This is a genomic window from Nonomuraea sp. NPDC047529, from assembly GCF_040642995.1.
Taxonomy (GTDB): Bacteria; Actinomycetota; Actinomycetes; order Streptosporangiales; family Streptosporangiaceae; genus Nonomuraea.
This window is the reverse complement of record NZ_JBEYTJ010000006.1, coordinates 282534-301402: the sequence shown is the minus strand read 5'-3', so window position 1 is coordinate 301402 and position 18869 is coordinate 282534. Positions and strand designations below refer to the sequence as shown.

Annotated in this window: 13 protein-coding genes; 6 read left to right on the top strand and 7 right to left on the bottom strand. The window is 72.7% G+C overall.

Annotated elements, in window-relative coordinates:
- Positions 1 to 62: 62 nt before the first annotated feature.
- The 5 genes from ABZ815_RS13015 to ABZ815_RS12995 form a co-directional block, all read right to left on the bottom strand.
- Positions 63 to 3842, bottom strand: a complete 3780-nt coding sequence (locus ABZ815_RS13015; protein ID WP_357697185.1) for a beta-ketoacyl synthase N-terminal-like domain-containing protein — start codon at positions 3840 to 3842, stop codon at positions 63 to 65.
- A gap of 49 nt (positions 3843 to 3891) precedes the next feature.
- On the bottom strand, positions 3892 to 4935 hold the full coding sequence (locus ABZ815_RS13010; RefSeq protein ID WP_357697182.1) for a ketoacyl-ACP synthase III family protein: 1044 nt from the start codon (positions 4933 to 4935) through the stop codon (positions 3892 to 3894).
- Positions 4936 to 4954: 19 nt separating this feature from the next.
- Entirely contained in the window at positions 4955 to 5206 is a 252-nt protein-coding gene (locus ABZ815_RS13005) for a phosphopantetheine-binding protein (protein ID WP_357697180.1), read from the bottom strand.
- Positions 5203 to 6213, bottom strand: coding sequence for a ketoacyl-ACP synthase III family protein (locus ABZ815_RS13000; RefSeq protein ID WP_357697178.1), 1011 nt, complete (start codon positions 6211 to 6213; stop codon positions 5203 to 5205). Before ABZ815_RS13000 ends, ABZ815_RS13005 begins: the two co-directional genes overlap by 4 nt.
- Before the next feature lie 388 nt (positions 6214 to 6601).
- The gene (locus ABZ815_RS12995) at positions 6602 to 7921 is read right to left on the bottom strand and encodes a cellulose binding domain-containing protein (RefSeq protein ID WP_357697176.1); all 1320 of its coding nucleotides are present in this window, start codon (positions 7919 to 7921) and stop codon (positions 6602 to 6604) included.
- A gap of 480 nt (positions 7922 to 8401) precedes the next feature.
- On the opposite strand from ABZ815_RS12995, the gene ABZ815_RS12990 reads away from it, so the two are divergent.
- From ABZ815_RS12990 to ABZ815_RS12980, 3 genes are all read left to right on the top strand, one after another.
- Positions 8402 to 8620: a hypothetical protein gene (locus ABZ815_RS12990; RefSeq protein WP_357697174.1), complete on the top strand. Its 219-nt coding sequence runs from the start codon at positions 8402 to 8404 to the stop codon at positions 8618 to 8620.
- Positions 8621 to 8807: 187 nt separating this feature from the next.
- A complete protein-coding gene (locus ABZ815_RS12985; RefSeq protein WP_357697172.1) occupies positions 8808 to 9308 on the top strand; it encodes a SigE family RNA polymerase sigma factor in 501 nt (166 codons plus the stop codon).
- Complete coding sequence (locus ABZ815_RS12980; protein WP_357697170.1) at positions 9305 to 10615, top strand: hypothetical protein; 1311 nt, start codon at positions 9305 to 9307, stop codon at positions 10613 to 10615. Before ABZ815_RS12985 ends, ABZ815_RS12980 begins: the two co-directional genes overlap by 4 nt.
- Here ABZ815_RS12980 and ABZ815_RS12975 read toward each other — a convergent pair.
- Entirely contained in the window at positions 10608 to 11390 is a 783-nt protein-coding gene (locus ABZ815_RS12975; RefSeq protein ID WP_357697168.1) for a hypothetical protein, read from the bottom strand. The two genes, ABZ815_RS12980 and ABZ815_RS12975, sit on opposite strands and share 8 nt — an antisense overlap.
- Positions 11387 to 11740, bottom strand: a complete 354-nt coding sequence (locus ABZ815_RS12970) for a hypothetical protein (protein ID WP_357697167.1) — start codon at positions 11738 to 11740, stop codon at positions 11387 to 11389. The genes ABZ815_RS12975 and ABZ815_RS12970 overlap by 4 nt, the downstream gene beginning before the upstream one ends.
- A gap of 68 nt (positions 11741 to 11808) precedes the next feature.
- Here ABZ815_RS12970 and ABZ815_RS12965 point away from each other — a divergent pair, with 68 nt between their 5' ends.
- From ABZ815_RS12965 to ABZ815_RS12955, 3 genes are all read left to right on the top strand, one after another.
- Positions 11809 to 16395 carry a CHAT domain-containing protein gene (locus ABZ815_RS12965; RefSeq protein ID WP_357697165.1) on the top strand — a complete coding sequence of 1529 codons (4587 nt, stop codon included), beginning with the start codon at positions 11809 to 11811 and terminating at the stop codon, positions 16393 to 16395.
- A gap of 365 nt (positions 16396 to 16760) precedes the next feature.
- Positions 16761 to 18251 (top strand): alpha/beta fold hydrolase, encoded by a 1491-nt coding sequence (locus ABZ815_RS12960; protein WP_357697162.1) that lies wholly within the window; start codon positions 16761 to 16763, stop codon positions 18249 to 18251.
- A gap of 143 nt (positions 18252 to 18394) precedes the next feature.
- The gene (locus tag ABZ815_RS12955; protein ID WP_357697160.1) at positions 18395 to 18820 is read left to right on the top strand and encodes a nuclear transport factor 2 family protein; all 426 of its coding nucleotides are present in this window, start codon (positions 18395 to 18397) and stop codon (positions 18818 to 18820) included.
- Positions 18821 to 18869: the final 49 nt, after the last annotated feature.

Genomic DNA, 18869 nt, shown 5'->3' with positions numbered 1-18869 from the left:
AGGCGGGCGAGTGGGGCGGGCGCGGTGGGCCGGGCGGTCCGAGGGCCGCCCGGCCCACCGGTTCAGCCTCCGACCACCGGCAGGCTCTCGGGTACGGGCTCCGTCGCCGGAGCCGGTTCGAGGGTCGCGAGAAGCGTCACCAGGTGCTCCGCGATCGCGGAGATGGTGGGCTGCTGCCACAGCAGCGTCGCGGGGAGACGGCAGCCGAAGCGCTTCTCCAGACGCCGCCGGACCATGACGGTCATCACCGAGTCCAGCCCCTGCTCGACCAGGGGACGACGGATCGCCAGGTCCTCGGCGGACAGCCGCATCACGGCCGCGATCTCCGCGCGGACCTCGGGCAGGACGCGGTCACGCAGGACCTCCGGCGCCAGGCCGGCGAACGACTCCCCGGCCCCCCGGAGATCCTCCTCGGCCGGGACGGGCGCGTCGATCACCGGGTAGCGCAGCCCCCTGAGGTGCCCCACCACCCGGCCGTCCACGTCGGCCAGCAGCGCCCGTACGGTGTCCTCGGCGGCAGGGTCCATCTCCGCGTCGATGACCACCGTCGAGGGCGGCGCGCCGGTCAGCACCACCTCGTCGATGTGCACGACCATGCGCAGCACCGGATCGCCGGGGAACACGCAGGGCGCCACGGACATCGCGGCGTCCAGCGCGGCGGCCCAGCTCTCCGTCTCGCCGGTGCGGACCGTGGCCCGCAGCGCGCCGTGCGCGGCCAGCAGCGTCCCGATCGTCCAGTCGAAGCCCGTCGAGGGCACGCCGACGGCGGCCAGCCGCTGCTGCACGAACCCGGGGTCGATCGGGGCGAGCGCGCCGGCGTCCGGCAGTACGTCGGGCTTGACCTGGCCGGGGGCGGCCACGTCCGCGGTGACGTGCACCAGCCAGGCCGGTTCGGGCTCGTCGGGGTCGGCCGGCGTGCGGGCCGCGAGCCGTACCGCCGGGGGTTCGTGCACGACCTGGATCTGCCGGCGTTCCGCGGTCATCAGCGGATGCGTCATCTCCACGTCGGTGAGCGTGACGTCCTCGTCCTCGACCGCGTGCAGGAACGTGTTGACCAGCACGGCGGCGGGCACGATCTCGACGCCGTTGAGGGTGTGGCTGCCCGGGTAGGGCCGGTTGGCGTCCTCCAGGCTGGTCCGCCACACGCGGGTCCGGCTGCCCGCGAGGCTGGTCCCGGCGCCGAGCAGGGTGTGGGAGTGCACGTCGTGCCCTCGGTTGTCGTCGTCGCCGGAGGCCTCGCGCCAGTGGCGGCGGTGCTGCCAGGCGTACGGCGGCAGGTCGGCCAGGCCGCCGTCCGGTTGCAGCCGGTGCCAGTCCACCTCGACGCCGTGACAGTGCGCCGTGCCCACCGCGACGAGGAAGGCCGTCTGCTCCGGCTGGTTCCGGCGCAGCGAGATGCCGACGTACACGTCCTCGAAGCCGTTCTCCGAGAGCGTCTCGGTGACGGAGTGCGCGACCACGGGGTGCGGGGAGATCTCCAGGAAGACGCGGTGGCCGTCCTGGGCGGCGGCCGTCGTCGCGGCGGTCAGCCGGACGGGCTCCCTGAGGTTCGCCGCCCAGTACGCGCCGTCCAGGACGGGTGTCGCCCGGGGGTCGGCCAGCGCGGTCGTGTACATGGGGATGCGGGGCGCGCCGAACGACAGGTCGGCGGTGGCGGCGGCCAGTTCGACGGCCAGCGGGTCCATGTGCGGGCTGTGGAAGGCGACGTCCGAGGCCACCCGACGCACCACGATGCCCTCGGCCGGCCACTCGTTCACCACCTCCTCGACCGCGGCGACGTCGCCGGACAGCACGGTGGAGCCGGGCGCCGACGAGATCGCGGCCACCAGGTCGGCCCGGCCGGCCAGCCGCTCGGCCGCCTCCTCGAAGGACAGGTCGACCATCACCATGGCGCCCTTGCCCTCGGCCTGCCGCAGCAGCCGGGAGCGGCGGCAGATCAGGCGGGCGCCGTCGGCGACGCTCATCGCGCCGGCCGTCACCGCCGCCGCGATCTCGCCCACGGAGTGGCCGATGACGGCCTTGGGCGCGACCCCGTACGCGTTCCAGAGCCTGGCCAGGCCCAGCTGCATCACGAAGATCATGGTCTGCACGCGGTCGATCGTGTCGAGGTCGCCGTCGGCCAGGACCTGCCGGGGCGAGAAGCCGATCTCCGCGGCGAAGATCGGCTCCACCTCGTCCACGACGGACGCGAACTCCGGCACGGCCAGCAGTTCCCGTCCCATCCCACGCCACTGGCAGCCCTGCCCGGAGAAGACCCAGACCGGCCCGGGGCCGAGGTCGGGCAGCACGTCCCCGGTGAGGACCGCCTCGGCCGGCGCGTCGTCGGCGAGCCGGCGCAGGTGGGCCGCCAGTTCGTCCTGGTCCGTCCCGATCACGACGGCGCGACGGGCCAGGTGGGTGCGCCGGAGCGCCAGCGTGTGCCCGGCCGACGCCAGGTCGGGCCCGTCGCCGAGGTGGTCGGCGAGCCTGCCCGCGTACTGCCGCAGAGCCTGCTCCGAGGCGGCCGACAGCGGGAACAGCCGCTCCGACCGGGCAGGCGTGCCCTCGGCCTCGGGAGCGGGCGGGGCCTGCTCAAGCAGGATGTGCGCGACCGTGCCGCCGTACCCGAAGCTGGAGACGCCCGCCCGGCGGGGGTGGTCACGCTCCGGCCAGGCCGATCGTTCGGTCACCACGCGCAGGCCCGAGGTTTCCCACGCGACGGCCGGGTTCAGGGTGTCCAGCACGCTCGGCGGGATCTCGCCGCGGTGGAGGGCGAGCACCGCCTTGATGACGCCGGCGATGCCGGCGGCGCCTTCGAGATGGCCGATGTTGGACTTGACCGAGCCGATGAGACACGGGTCGCCGGGCGGCCGCCCGGCGCCGTACACCGCGGAGAGCGCGCCCGCCTCCAGCGGGTCGCCCAGCCGGGTACCGGTGCCGTGCGCCTCGACGTAGTCGACGGTGGACGGCGCGACGCCCGCCTGCTTGCAGGCCCGGGCCATCACGTGTTCCTGGGCCTCCCCGCACGGTGCCATGATGCCGTTGGTGTGCCCGTCCTGGTTCACGGCGCTGCCGGCGACGAGCGCGAGGATCCGGTCACCGTCGCGCTGCGCGTCCGACAGCCGCTTGAGCACGACCACGCCGCAGCCCTCGCCGCGGCCGTAGCCGTCGGCCGAGGCGTCGAACGACTTGGACCGCCCGTCGGGGGCCAGCGCTCCGGCGGTGCCGAGCGTGAGGGTCTGGCCGGGGGTGACCAGCAGGTTGACGCCGCCGGCCAGGGCGACGTCGCTCTCCCCGAGCCGCAGGCTCTGCGCGGCCAGGTGCAGCGCGACCAGCGACGCCGAGCAGGCGGTGTCGATCGCCATGCTGGGGCCGCGCAGGTCGAGGGAGTAGGAGATGCGGTTGGCGACGGCGCAGGTGGCGGCGCCGATCCCGGTCCACGCCTCGATCTGGGGCAGATCCTCCAGCAGCCGGCCGCCGTAGTCGGCCGTGCAGACGCCGACGAACACCCCGGCGTCGGTCCCGGCCAGCTCGTGCGGCGGCAGTCCGGCGTGCTCAAGGGCCTCCCACGCGGTCTCCATCAGGATGCGCTGCTGCGGGTCCATCAGCTCGGCCTCGCGGGGCGACAGGCCGAAGAACTCCGCGTCGAAGCCCTCGATGTCGCTCAGGAAGCTGCCGTGCCGTACGGCGTCGCGCAGCGCGGCGGCGTGTTCGGGGCTCCGGGTCTCGTAGCGGCGCCAGCGTTCGGCGGGCAGCGGCCGGGTCGTGTTCCGTCCGGCGCAGAGCAGGTCCCAGAACTCGTCCGGCGAGTGGACGTCGCCGGGAAGACGGCATCCGATCCCGACCACCGCGACTGGTTCCACCCGGGCTCCGCGCGGAGTGTCGACCATCTGTGTTCGTTTCCCTTCGATGTCAGATCCACTGGGGAGTGTCGATGATGTTGATCACGGCGCCGGAGACGGTCACTCCCGGCCCGGTGCCGAGCATCAGCAGGTGGTCGCCCGGGCCCAGCTGCCCGGTCGTGAGCAGGTGGTCGAGGGAGAGGACCTGGTCGCTGGCCCCGCAGTGGCCGATGGTGCGGCCGTAGTGCCAGGTCGAGCGGGACATGGGCAGGTCGAGCAGGGCCATGCACCGCTGTTCGACGATCTCCTCGGAGTAGTTCATGAACGCCACGCGGGTGAGGTCGCGAGCCTCGATCCCGCTCTCGTCCAGCACGCGCTCGACGATCTCCATGAGCGCCCGCTGGATGTTGAACAGCGCGGCGGTGGCCTCGCCCTTGGGCATGACCTGCTGCCGGAACTGCTCGTTGCGGGCCGCGAAGCTCATCCGGCGCCCGACCGTGACCCCCGGGGGGAACAGGGGCTCGCTGCCCCGGTGCAGTTCCTCGGCCTCGGCCACCGTCGTCGTGCACACCGACTTCAGGCGCGCGAAGCCGCCGTCCTTGGAGAGCACGAGCGCGCTGCCGGCGTCCCCGCCGATGTATCCGGGGCCCATCCGCCACCGGTCCATCAGCGGAGTGCCGTAGTTGTCGGCGGCGACCAGCAGGGCCGCCTGCCGGCCGGGGGCGGCGTCCAGGTGGCCGGCCGCGAGCTCCAGGGCGATGAACATGCCGTTGCAGCCCTGCCGGATCTCGGTGGCCAGGACGTCCCCGCCGACGAGGTGCCGTTGCAGGTAGGAGTGCGGGGGCCAGCCGTCCGGTCCCTGGTGCCAGGTCGAGGCGTACAGCAGGAGGTCCAGGTCGGCGGGGGCCCGGCCGCTGCGCTTGATCGCGCTGCGCGCCGCGTGCAGGGCCATCTCCGGCGCCGGCACGTCCCCGGCCACCACCGTCCCCGCCAGGTTGTGCAGCTCGGCCTCTTCGGCCGGGTACCAGCCCTTGGCGACGGCCTTCTCGACGCTGACGGCGGTCCGGGGAAGGTAGGCTCCCACGCCGCTGATGTACGTGTCCGCGTACCGCATGACTTCGTCCTCGTCCCGATTATGCGGATCGGAGTTCTCTGACCATCGTCACGATGGTCGCGACGTCCCTGAAGTTCTCGGGGTCGAGCCTGGCCGCGCTGATCGTGACGCCGAGGTCCTTGCGGAGGAAGTTCAGCAGGCGCGCCGTGCGCAGGGAGTCCAGGAGACCGGACACGAGGAGCGGGGTCGTCTCGTCGACCTTGACGTCGTCGCCGTCCAGGACGAGGTGCTCCTGGATGAAGTCGACCAGCCTCTGCGTGATGTCGCTCATGCGCGCGCTCCTCGCGTGACGGGAGAGGTGGACAGGACCCTGAACGCGGCCGCGGCGACCGACGTCCCGGAGCCGAACCCGACCATGAGCAGGTGGTCGCCGGCGACGAGCCCGCCGGTCGCGAGCAGGTGCTCGAAGGCGATGAACTGGTCCACCGCGCCGCAGTGGCCGACGCGCCGCCCGTAGTCCCAGGTCGTCTGGTCCTCGTCGATGCCCAGCCAGGACATCTGCCCGTCCAGGTCCTCGCGGCGGCCGTGCGGGAAGGCCACCTTCGTGATGTCGGAGAGCCCGATCCCGGCCTCCTCCAGGGTCTGCTCGACCTGCTGCATCATCGTCTTCTGGATCGTCAGGTGGATCCCGGTCCCCTGCGCCTTGAGCAGCCGCTGGCGGAACTCCTCGTGCCGGTCGCCGAAGCTCAGCCCGATGCCGACGGTGGCGTCCGGGGGGAACAGGGGGTAGGCGCCGTCGTTGACCGCGTCGGCCTCCGGGATCACCGTCACGTTCACCGACAGGAGCTCGGCCATGCCGTAGTCCTTGCCGAGCACCATCGCCGCCGCGGCGTCGCCGATCAGCGCCCCGGGGGTCATCCGCCAGCGGTCCACCAGCGGTGTGCCGTGATTGTCGGAGGAGACGACCACGGCCGTGTCCCGGCCCGCGTCGGCCTGGAGGTAGCTCGCCGCCAGTTCGAGCGAGCTGATCATCCCTACGCAGCCGCTCCGGATCTCGTGCGCCGGCACGCCTCCGCCGAGCAGGTGCATCTGCAGGTAGTGCTGAGGCTGCCAGCCGTTCGGTCCCTGGTGCCAGACCGACGGGTAGAGCAGCAGGTCCAGATCGCGCGGGGACGACTCGCCCCAGCGGTCGTACGCGTCCAGGACCGCGAGCCGCGCCATCTCCGGCGCCGGCATGTCCCCGGCCACCGCCGCGCCGATCTGCCGGAATTCCTCGGCCTCCGCGGCCGGGTACCAGCCCTCGCGAACCGCCTGCTCGACGCTCACGCTGTCAGGCACATAAACGCCTAAGCTCCTGACAAACATGTTGGATGTACGCACACGTCCCCTTACTCATCGACGAATCCCGGACAACGGCCTCCGGCAGGGGAAGGCGGCTTATCCGATTCAATTCGGCTCCGGGAATCACACGGCCACGGCCGGACAGGGAAAACAACTGAAATGGGCCGGCGGGCCGTCCGGGGTAAGGATAGGGGCGGCCCGTCGGATAAAGCAATGACTTGGTCCGCGACCTTCCGTGACCGCGGATCGACGGAACGTGGCGCATTCAGGAAATGCGCATTTCCGCTTCACTCCATGGATTCTCGAATGCAATTCCGGAATCCGCGCCCTCAGGAGAGGGCGCGCCGGGCCGTCGTCAATCGGCTCCGCCCCGGCGCGCGTCGTCTCAGGGCACCCGCGTGCAGGGGATGTCGTTGAGTTTGAACTGGGCGGGAATGGCGTTCGTCCCGGTGACGGTCGCCGAGAAGCCGAGACTCTGACTGGAGCCGGGGCCGATGTAGGTGTTGCTGCCGTCGTCGCGGGCGGTCACCTGCGTGCCGGTCTGGGTCGTCGTGGAGTTCCAGGCGTACGTGATCTGCTGGTTGCCCGCCCAGGTCCAGTTCAGGGTCCAGCCGCTGATGGGGGTCGTGCCGGTGTTCTTGACGACCACGGTGCCGTTGAAGGCGCCGTTCCAGACCTCGGTGAGGTAGGTGACCTCGCAGGAGGTGCCCATCTTGAGCCCGCCGCGCAGGAAGGTCGCGAAGTTGGCCCAGGTGGGGTTCAGCGTGCCGGTGCCGACGGTCTCGGTGCAGTTCTTGGTGGTGGAGACGGTCTGCGAGCCGAAATGAGCGGGGTCCATGATCTGGGGGACCATGTGGTCCGCGCCGGGCACCGAGATGAACGTGGCGTCACCGCACTGAGCCTTGATCCTGTTGTAGAGCAGCACGCTCTGCCCGTGCGGCACCAGGAAGTCGGCCTGGCCGTGCATGAACATCAACGGCGGGTCGTTGCTGTCGACGTACGTCATCGGATTGGCCTGGGCCACGGTGGCCGGGCAGGTCTGGATCGGGCAGCCGACCAGGAGGGACTCCGGGGAGGCGGGCGAGTCGTGGTCGAGCCCGCCGGTCGGCAGGTTCTGGGAGTTCATCTGCAGGAAGTTGGTCGGGCTGAAGAACGCGACCCCCACCTGCACCGCGCTGGAGACGCCGGTCGTGCCGACGGTGCCCTCAAGCGCCGACACGCCGCCGGACAGGGTGGCCATCTCCGTCAGCCAGCCGCCCGAGGAGTCGCCCATGATCGCGAAGCGGTTGGGGTCGAGCTGGTACGTGGCGGCGTTCGCGCGCAGCCAGCGGATGGCCGCCTTGATGTCGTGGACCTGGGCCGGGAAGATCCCTTGGGAGCTGGACCGGACGCTGACGCCGGCCACGGCGAAGCCCAGCGGGTTGTAGATCGCCGCGATGGCGTCCGCGCCGGCCTTGCCGTCGTCGCTGCTCCACGCCGAGCCGGTGTGCCAGATCAGCAGCGGCCGGGGGGTGAGGCCGGCGGACGGCAGGTAGAGGTCCAGAAGGTGCCCCTTGCTGCCGGCCGGTTGTGCGGGCGCGTACGCGATGTTGGTGATCGTCTGCGCGGCTTGAGCCGGCGGCGCGAAGGCCGCCGGCACACCGACGGCGGCCAGCACCGTCATCATCAGGCCGACGAGCCAGGCCGTGCGGATGCGAGCTTGCATGGTGCGACTCCGGTTGGTCGGATGGTCGCCGCTTCCCGGTGGCCGTGCGCGTCTCGTCCGGGGCAGCCGTGATCAGCACGCCGACGGTGGTGCCTGCGAGAACAACGTCGTGCTCAGTGTCGCGGCTCACATCGATATGGGCGGGGAGACGATATGACACGTCCGCGACGATGGTCAAAGTTTTCTTGGTTTCGTTTCCCTTCAAACGAAAAAGCGGCATAAATCGTACTTTGGGGGCCTAAGGCGCGGAGACGGCCCCAGAGCATCCATGCCGCGCCCAGGCGGTCCGATACGCACCGACGAGGCCTTTCACGGCCGTCCGGCTCCGCAATTGACAGCAGCCCCAACTCTGTGCGTCGTTCCATGGCAACGCCGATGAAAGTTTCATGGCCGCCCTCGGTCGATTCCGTCGGGACAATCCCTCCGGCGCGGTGGGTGATAATGTCCTGCGTCATGATCTCCCCAGCCGCAGGAGGACGAATGCGAAAGGCACGCGCTGTTCTCGTCTCAGCCGTCATGGCCCTTGGAGTGACGCTGACGATCGGGGCCGCACCGGCGCACGCCGACAGACTGGCCGGCGTCTTCAGGGAGCACGCGGAGTGCGAGCGGACCGGAACCTACGGCGTCACCCAGGAATGGTGGGACGACTATTCATGCCAGTGGGAGGACCGGTACCTGTACTACTTCCTCTACGCCTGATCCCGTGAGACGCACGCGCCCCCGGCCCTGAGGCTCGGACCGGGGGCGCGTGCGTCATCGGCATGTCCGGGGGGCTTTCTCGCGCCCTCCGTCGACGCCTCCGGGACCCCGAGGAAAACTCCCGCCCGGCGATGCAACATCTTGATCCCTTCGGCCGTCTGGGATGTGACTACCGAAGGGACTGCACGTGGATGACGAACCCGGCTTCGACGACTTCGTGGCGGAGCAGACGGACGCGCTGCTCCGCTACGGGTACGTCCTGACCGGAAACCCTCATGACGCGGCCGACCTGGTCCAGGAGGCTCTGGTACGGCTGTGCGGCGCCTGGCCGAGGGTGAGACGCAAGGACAGCCCGCACAGCTACGTCCGGACCACGATGGCGCGGCTGCACATCAGCGTCTGGCGGCGGCACAGGCGTGAGCAGCTCATCGGAGAGCCGCCGGAGCGGGGGCACCACGATCTCCTCCCTCCCGACGAGGACCAGGGCCTCTGGGAAGAGCTGGCCGGGCTGCCCCGCAGACAGCGCGCCGTGCTGGTGTTGCGCTACTACGAACAGCTCGCCGACAGCGAGATCGCCAAGGTGCTCGGCATCTCCCCCGGAACCGTGCGCAGCCAGGCCTTCCGCGGCCTGGACAAGCTGCGTTCCGCCCTCTCCCCCGCGCCGGCGTCCCACAGGAGCATGCGATGACCGATCTGGAAGACAAGCTGAACCGCGTCCTGTCCGGGGCGGCGCAGCGTGCCCCGCAGGCGCCGGCCGGGCTGCTCGCGACGGTCAAGACGCGCCATCGCCGACGGCGGGCGCGATCCGCCGCCATGCACGCGGCCGCGGCCGTGGTCCTGGTGGCGGGCGTGGTGGGTGTGGCGGTGAGCGCCATGGGCGCGTCGGCCGAGCCGGCGCCCGCGGTCGGCGCGACCGGCACGGCCAGCCGCCCCGCCGACCGGATTCCGCCGCCCGTCGAGAAGGTGTGGCCGCAGGCGGTGCACAAGATCCCGGTCAGATTGCCCGACGGGCGCGCGTACTACCCGCAGTTGCTCCTCGACGATCGGACGCTGCTGGTCATGACGGGCGTCAGCGATGGGAGGCGTCAGTTCCTGTGGGCCTTCGACCTGGGCACCGGCCGGGCCAGGCGGATCGCCGAGATCCCCCCGACGAAGGGATCGGCGATCTTCGCCGACGGCGTCGCCGCGGGTGGCGGCGACATCGTCTGGTGGGCGTCCTACAAGGAGGCGGGCGGCCCGCGGGTCGCCCGGATCTGGACGGTCCCCGCCACCGGCGGCCGGTCCCGGCCGGTGACCGACGTCCCTCTCGGAGACGTCATGAGGCAGGGGCACATCAACGGGCTGGCGGTGACGGGCTCGGACGTGGTCTTCGCCTACGAGAAGGGCGGGGTCTACCGGGTGCCCCTGAGCGGGGGCTCGCCACAGCGGGTGGAGGGCACCGAGGGGTACCACGTCCTGCGATGGCCGTGGGTGGGCCGCCACCGGGGGAAGGCGGTCTTCCGCGACCTGCTCAACGTCGAGACCGGTGAGCGGCGCGACGCCGTCGTCAAGGCCGACGAGGAGGTCAGGTGCGGCGTCGAGCGGTGCGCGGGCGTGGCCGTGCGCTACGAGACCGTCAAGGTCGAACGCCCCCGCGACCGCTCCGGCAAGGAGATCAGGTGCGGTGCTCGCCGGTGCCCGGACACGACGCGGGTGCAGACGATCCTGCGCAGGTTCGTCCGCGACCGGGACGGCTCCCACGAGCGTGAGCTGCCGCGCGACTTCCAGCAGGGCGACGACGCGCCCCTGGAGCGCTTCTTCAAGGTCGACCTGATGGCACCGGGGAACCAGTCCGTCCTGACGCTGTACGACGCCGACACCGGCACCTCCGCCGACCTCGGCGTGCGGCCGGACGCGCAAGGAGGCATGGCCTACCCCGACGGCGGCCTCGACCGGCTGATGACCTACCCGATCAAGAACGAGATGTACGTCCTGGACCTGGCCGCGATCAAGTAGTGGCACGCCCCGGGCGGCGGCGGGCCGGGAGGTCGGGGCCGCCCTTGTTCAGCCGGGCGTTGATCTGGCCGGCCTCCACCTCCGTGATCACGCCGTGCGGCAGCTCCACGCCCAGCGCCGTGGCCAGTTCGCGCTGGCGGACGTCCACCAGGCTCTCCACCAGGGTCGCGTACGCGTGGGCGTGGCGTCGCGCCGCCGACCGGCCGGCGGTCAGCAGGCCGGCCGCCACCACCGCCCCCGGCCACCACAGGCAGCCCAGGAGCGCGTACAGCAGCCCCCAACCGGCGGTGAGCGCGGCGGTGTCGAGTGCCGCGCGGGCCTCCCGTACGGGCACCCGCTGGTGGTCCTCCAGCAGCGCCCACAACCGGGGCCACACCAGGGACACCCGCAGTCCGTGGTACTCCGCCCGCACCCGCTCCTCCAGCAGCGCGAGCCGCCGCCCCGGCCAGGTGAGCCTGCGCCCGCGCCGTTCCAGCAGCCACAACCGCTCCACCGCCCCGACCGCGAGCCGGGCCAGCCCCGCGGCCGCGACGGCGGCCGCCACGGCGAGCACGCCCACGGTCACCAGCGCCACCGGGTCGACGCCGATCCGGGTCAGGCCGTCGCGGGTGCGGCGGACGAGCAGGCCCAGGTCCAGCGCGTGGGCGTGGCCGAGGGTGATCGCGCACCAGGAGGCCGCCGCGAAGCACAGGCCGAGCGGCCAGGCCGGGGACAGCCAGCGTTCGGTGGCCTTCTTGCCCACCTCGGTGAGCAGCCCGTCGAGCACGGCGGTCACGACTCCGTGAAGCGCATGGGCCGGCGGCGCAGGTCGCAGACGGGGGGCCGGTTCCTGGCGTCGCGGCCGGCCCGGCGGCCGCACCAGCCGTCGGGGCAGACGTACACGCCGTGCAGCTCGGGCCCGGCGGCGCCGAACAGCAGGTACGGCTGGAGGTCACCGCGCACCTCCTCGTCGGCGTCGTCCGCCGGGGCGGGATCGAGCAGGGCCAGCACGTCGAGGGCGGTGCCGCCCTCGTCGAGCACGGTCAGCGCATCGGCCAGGGCCGCCGTCCAGCCGCCGGCGGCGGCCTCCTGGCGCAGGGAGGGAAGTTCGGCGCACAGGAACGCCCGCGCCTCGTCCTCGGTCATGCCCCACATCGTCCACGACGACGGGCGTCCCCGGTATCCCTTGACGGCCCCGCCCGCTCTGGGAGGACATGGACTCCGACGCGGCCGAGCTGCTGGCCCGCTACGAGCGCGAGGACGACCGCGATGCCCTAGACCGGGCCGTCGATCTGTACGCCGGTGAAGGCGGCGCGGCGTACGCCAGGGCGCTGCTCATGCGCCACTCCCGCACCGGCGCGCGGGAGGACCTGGACCGGGCCGTCGCCGTGTGCGGGGCGGCCCTGGAGAACCCCTCCGCGGTCCCCCGGGAACGCCTCAAGGAGCTGGTCGTCGCGGCCGACGCGCTGGTCGCGACCTGGGACGTCACCGGCGCCCCGGCCGACGTGGACGCCGCGATCGCCTGGTACCGCCAGGCGGTGGAGCTCGAACCCGGCTCGGCCGTGGCGCTGTCGAAGCTGGGGCTGGCCGTCGCCAGACGCCGTCTGATGGGCGGAGGAGGGCCCGGGGACCTGGCCGAGGCGCTGGAGCTGTGCCGCCGGGCCGTCACCCTGGGCCGCCCGGACGGCGACACCGACCTGGACCGGGCGGCCGATCTGAGCAGGCTGTCCCTGGCGATGAGCGGGCGGGCGACGGAGGCCGAGGACCCCGCGCTCGCCGAGGCGGCGGTGGAGACGATGGACGACGCGCTCGCGCTGCTCCCGGCGACCGGCCCGCAGCGCTGGGGGTACGAGATCGGGCGGTTGACGGTCATCGGCAACCGGTACGCCCTGCTGGAACGCCCCGAGGACCTCGACACGCTGCTCACCGGCCTGCCCGCCCTGGCCGGCACGCTGCCCGAGGACCTGCCCGGCCGCCGTATCGTCCTACTCCAACACGGTCTGATGCTGTACGCCCGATTCAGCCGTACCAAGCTGCCCGGCCACCGGGACGACGCGATCAGCGCCCTGCTCCGGACGCTCGGCGACCCGCGGCCGGGCCTGTCGGCGATCGAGGGGCTCGCCGACCGGGTTCTCCGCAACCTGCTGTGGAACCGCATCGCCCGGGGGCCGCGGCTGGAGGACGTCGACGAGCTCATCGCCCGCGTCCGCGCCCTCCTCCAGGACCGGCCGGGCGACCAGGAGCTGCGCGAGGAGCTGCACTCGGCGGCCACCGCCCGTTTCTCGGTCACCGGCGACCAGGCCGACCTGCCGACGGGCGAGGACCTGCGGGACGAGGTGAGCCGGACCGAGGCCAGGGTGATGCGGGCCATCGCCGCGGGCCGGGAGGAGCTGGACGCGGCCATCGCCCAGGCCGACCGGGTCCTGGCCGCGCCCGGCCACGACGAGGACCGGCTCCTCCCGCTGCGCTTCACCCTCACCGGAGCCCTGTACGCCCGTTACGCGGTCCGCGGCGACCGCGACGACCTCGACCGCGCCGCGGACATCCTCACCGACCAGCTCGGAAGCGACGGCCCGATCACCGGCCACGTGCACGTGCAGCTCGCCCTCACCCGGTGCGCCCTCCACGACGTGACCGGCGAACCGGCCGTCCTCGACGAGGCCCTGGCGCACGTCGCCGACGCCGGCCGGCTCATCCCGCCCGGCCACTCCGACCGCAGGCTCGTCGAGCACGTCCGCGGCATGGCCTTCACCCGCCTCCACCGGCGGGACGGCAACCCGGCCCACCTGGACACGGCCGCCGACGCCTACCGGGCGGCGCTCGCCGCCATGCCCGCGAACCACCCCCACCGCGCCCTGTTCGAGTCGGAGCTCAGCCTGGTCCTGCAGGAGCGCGCCGCGCAGTCAGGCGGGCCCGGCGTCGATGCCGGTCTCGATGCCGGTCTCGATGCCGCCCTCGACCTGGCCCGCCGGGCCGGGCGCGCGGCCCTGCCCGGCGAGCAGCGCTTCACCGCGTACTTCGCGCTCGGCCAGGCCCTGTCCCAGCGATTCCGGCTGACCGGCGACACCCGCGCGGTCGGCGAGGCGATCACCGCCTTCCGGCGCGCCCTGCCGGAGTTGCCGGACGGCCACCCGAACCGAGCCTTCGTCCTGAGCGGGCTGTCGCACGCCCTGGCGGCGCACGCCGAGTGGACCGGGTCCCCGGCCGCCCTGGACGAGGCGATCGCGGCGGGGCAGGAGACACTGCGGCTGCCGGTGCGCGGAGCCGTGCGGGTGAACGCCGTGCTCGGCCTGGCCGAGGCGCTGCGGCTGCGCGGCCAGCGCACCGGCGGGCGGGCCGACGTCGAGGCCGCCGTCACGACCGTCACCGCGGCGCTCGCCGACCTCCCCGAAGGCCATCCGCAACGGCCGGCCTGCCAGGTGCAGCTCGCCGTCGCGCTGTCGCAGCGCTACACGATGAGCGGCGACGTCGGCGACCTCGACCGGTGCGTCGACGTCGCCCGCTCCGCGCTGGGCGCGCTGCCGCCGCACTCCCCGCTGCGAGGGCCCGCGCTCCACGCACTCAGCGGCGGCCTGTGGAAGCGCGCCGACCACCGCGGCGACCTGGAGGACCTCGACGAGGCGGTCGAGACGATCGAGCAGGCCCTGGCCGCTCCCACCGGCGACCACCGGCATCGGGCGCCGATGCTCTACCACAAGGCGGGCGTGCTGCGCCGCCGCGCCGACGCGCGCGGACGGCCCGGCGACCTCGACGCCGCGATCGAGGCCGGCCGCGAGGCCCTGGAGGCGCTCCCGCCGGGCCACTCCTACCGGCCCGTCCTCACGAAGGGCCTGTCGCTGCTGTACGTCAGCCGCTACGACGACGACAACCCCGGCGACCTGGAGGAGATCGTCCGCCTGGGGCGCGTGGGGCTCGCCGCCACGCCCGAGGACGACCCGTCGTGGGCCAGCCAGCAGCACGTGGTGGGCCACGGCAGCCTGCTGCGCTTCTGGCGTACGGACCGGATGCGCGACCTGCGCGCCGCGATCCGCCACCTTGAGCTGTCCGTGGCCGCCACCGCACCCGACGACCCCCTCCTGGCCGCCCGCGCCGCCCAGCTCGGCCTGGCCGTGAACATCAGGTACGAACGCCGCCACCGCCGTCGCGACCGCGACCGTGCCATGGCCGCGCTCAGGCTCTCGGCCGGCGTCACCTCGGGCGACGTTCTGTCCCGCCTGGCGAACACCCGCATCTACGCCGGCTACAACCTGCACCACGACCGCCCGGCCGAGGCGCTGGAGCAGTACCGGGTGTGCGTGCAGGAGCTGCTGCCGCTCGCGGCCTGGCGCGGCCTCGACCGCGGCTCCCAGGAGAACCAGCTCAGGCAGGCGACCGGGCTCGCCACGGAGGCGGCCGCCGCCGCGCTGGTGGCCGGCTCGCCGAGGTCCGCCGTCCAGCTGCTCGAACAGGGCCGCAGCGTGTTGTGGGCCCAGCTCCTGCAGACCAGGAGCGACCGCAGCGAGCTGCGTGCCCGCCATCCCGGGCCGGCCGCCGAGTTCGACGAGGTGAGCGCCGTCCTGGACAGGCCGCCGGCCGGCGAGCCGCTCCAGCCCGACGAGCTGGGCTCCGCCGGACGTCCCGCCCGGCGGGCCGAGGCCGACCTGCGGCGCGAGGCCACGGCCCGTTTCGCCGAGCTGTGCGATCAGATCAGGCAGTTGCCCGGTTTCGCGTCGTTCCTGCGGCCCCCCGACTTCGCGACCCTGAGCGCGGCGGCCGACCGCGGGCCCGTCGTCATGGTCAACGTGGACCGGCGGCGCTGCGACGCGTTGCTCCTCACCTCCGGCGGGCTGCGCGTGCTGCCGCTGCCGCAGCTGAGCCACCGGGAGGCCGCCGGGCGGGCCGAGGGGTTGCGCCGCACGCTCGGCGCGGCGCACGGCGGCAGGGCGGCGCGCATCTCCGCGAACCAGACCGTGCTGGCCACCCTCGAATGGCTGTGGGAGGCCGTCACCCGCCCGGTGCTCCACGAGCTCGGCCTGCTCGCGGCCCCGGGCGGCGACCCGCCCAGGCTGTGGTGGTGCCCGACCGGCCCGCTGGCGGCCCTGCCGCTGCACGCCGCCGGACGCCACCGTGACGGCGGGCCCTGGGTGGGCGACCACGTCGTGTCCTCCTACACGCCCACCCTCCAGGCCCTGCTGCGGGCCAGGTCCACACCGGCGGCGCCGCCGTCCGCGCCGGTGCTGGTGGCCGCGCTGGCCGCGACCGCGCGCCCCGGCGGGGGGTACGCGGACCTGCCGCAGGTCCCCGCGGAGGTGCGTGCCGTCCGCGACGCCCTGGGACCGCGGGCCGTCGTGTTCGAGGGTCCGGCCGCCACCCGCCGCGCCGTCCTGGACGCCATCCCGGCCTACCCGTGGGTCCACTTCGCCTGCCACGGCGACCAGGACGACGCCGAACCGTCCGCCAGCCGCCTCGTGCTGCACGACGCCGACCTGACCGTGCTCGACCTGACCGGCGTCGGCGTGGACGGCGGCGACCTCGCCTTCCTGTCGGCCTGCGAGACCGCTCAGGGCGACACCGCGCTCACCGACGAGGCCATCCACCTGGCGGCGGCGTTCCAGCTCGCCGGCTACCGCAACGTGATCGGCACCCTCTGGTCGATGTACGACGCCTCGGCCGCCGAGGTGGCCGCGGACGTGTACGCCGTCCTCGCCGCGGGCGCGGCCGATCCCGCGGTGGCGCTGCACCGGGCCGTCACCCGGCTGCGCGGGACACCCCGTTTCGGCAGCCCGCTGTTCTGGGCGCCCTACGTCCACCTCGGCGTGTGATCGGGGGCACGCTGACCGAGTTGCTGATCCCGACTCTGTCGGCCGGCGCGCCGAGAGGGTAGGGCGTACGGGGTTCGCCCGGAGCCCGGCCACTATGGCGACGCTCACATTTGTCCAAGTTCTGGCGTAATGTCCACCGGCGCGGCCTTCGCCTGTTAGATTCCGTACTGATGATCAAGGAAAGGCGCGACGGCGGCCCCGCCATGGGCCGCTGAGGCGTGAAGGGGTGCTTCACGGTCCGGGGACCTTCGACGGGGGTCTGATCCTGTCCCCGCGCGGCCGTCCGGTACGGCGAGCCCAGGACTCGATCGTGTGCCGTGCGAGCAGCCCTGCCGATCAACGTGCCGATCGACGATAGGAGCAATGTGCTGAGAAGAACTCCCCTGCTCGCCACCGCCCTCATGATGGTGACGACGCTGTTAACCGTCCCGATGGCGGGGACGGCCGGCGCGGTGGTGACCGGGCAGGACGTCACGGATGCCGTCGGCAAGCGCGGCATCACCTGGGGGCCGTGCGAGGAGGAACCAACCGTCGAGTGCGGCACGCTGGCCGTGCCCATCGACTGGTCCAGGCCCGACGGCCCCACCGTCGACCTGGCCCTGGCCCGCCGCAAGGCCACCGACCCGGCCGCCCGGATCGGTTCCCTGCTGAGCAACCCCGGCGGGCCCGGCAACTCCGGCGTGAACGACATCCTTCGCCCCTCCGGCTTCAGCCAGGAGATCCAGCGACGGTTCGACATCGTCGGCTACGACCCCCGCGGCGTCGCCCGCAGCGGCTCGGTGACCTGCTCGGCCTCGGTGTACAACCAGATGCCGAACCCGGTCATGACCAGCCAGGCCGACTACCTCAAGTGGGTCGCCTACGACGCGAGACTTCGCGCCGACTGCCGCAAGCTCACCGGCCCGCTGTACGACCGCCTCGACTCGGCCAACGTGGCCCGCGACATGGACGCCATCCGTGCCGCGCTCGGCGACGACAAGCTGACCTCCTACGGCGTCTCCTACGGCACGCTCGCCCAGCAGATGTACGCCGAGCTGTTCCCCGGCCGCATCCGCGCCATGGTGCTGGACAGCAACATGGACCACAGCCTGGACGTCAAGGCGTTCCAGGTCACCGAGGCGGCCGCCGTCCAGGACAGCTTCCAGGAGTTCATCGCCTGGTGCGAACGCGACAGCGAGTGCGTCCTGAACGGTCGCGACATCCGGGCGCTGTGGAAGGGCCTGCTGGAGAAGGCGGACCGGGGCGAGCTGCTGTGGCCGGGCGACGGCCGTCCGGTGAGCGCGCACAACCTGATGTGGCTGGGCGTCGTGCTCAACGAGGCGCCCTCCTGGCGGCAGGAGGCCGTGGTGCTGCGCGCGCTGGACGGCGGCCCGGTGCCGGACGACATGCCCGGCCCTCCCGGCAACTGGCCCGTGAACGGCCAGTACGCCGAGCTGCCCACAGCGATCCTGTGCCAGGACTGGAACCTGTCCCTGCGGGGCTACGACCAGTACGCCGAGGTGATGCGCGCCTCCAACGCGGTCGCCCCGGACATGCGGTACAACCCGATGCCGATGGGCGACATGCCGATCTGCCAGGGCCACCCGGTCAACAACCCCCAGCACCCGCTGCGGTACCGGGGCACCACGCAGCTGCTGGTGGCCAACACCAGGCACGACCCGGAGACACCGTACGAGTGGTCGGCCAACGTGGCCCGGCAGCTCGGCTCCAAGGCCACCCTGCTCACCTACGAGGGCTGGGGCCACGGCGTCTATGGCATGACCGAGTGCACCACGGTCGCCATGGACAACTACCTGATCTCGCCGACCGTACCCGTCAAGGGCAACCGCTGCCCGGCGGAAGAGCCCCAGGGCTAGGCGGAACAGCAGTGTGAAGGTGCCGGGCCGACCCGATTCGGCCCGACACCCAGGCATCCTTGACGAACTGCCGATGGGGTGACGTGCGCACCACGATCCCGTATGGTGTACGGTACGTCGTACGATACGAATGGAGGGGCAGCATGCACCAGCCGAGCGCCGAGGAACTGAAGAGCGTCGAGAACTGGTTCGCCGACTACGACGCACGCGCCGAGCAGGGCGAGATCGAGAAGTTGGCCGACCTGGCGGTCTTCCCCATGAACGTGGCCACCGACGTGCCGGACGGCCACGCCAGCGTCCGCCAATGGACCCGGGACGAGTACGTCGAGGCGATGAAGGAGTCGATGGGGGGCGGCACCGCCGGGCTCGGCCTGCGCTCGACGCGCACCCCGCGCTTCCTCAGCCCCAACCTGGTCGTCGTGGAGACCGAGGCGACGATGACGATCGAGGGTCAGGAGCACCACATGCACTACGCCGACCTGCTGGTGCGCACCGAGGAAGGCTGGGCGTTCCAGACCATGGTCCAGGGCGGCTGGGGCCACGGCTGGCCGTCCGCCAAGCGCGGCTGACCTCTCCGCCCCGGCCGGGACATGCCCGGGCGAGGAGCCGGCAGGCAGG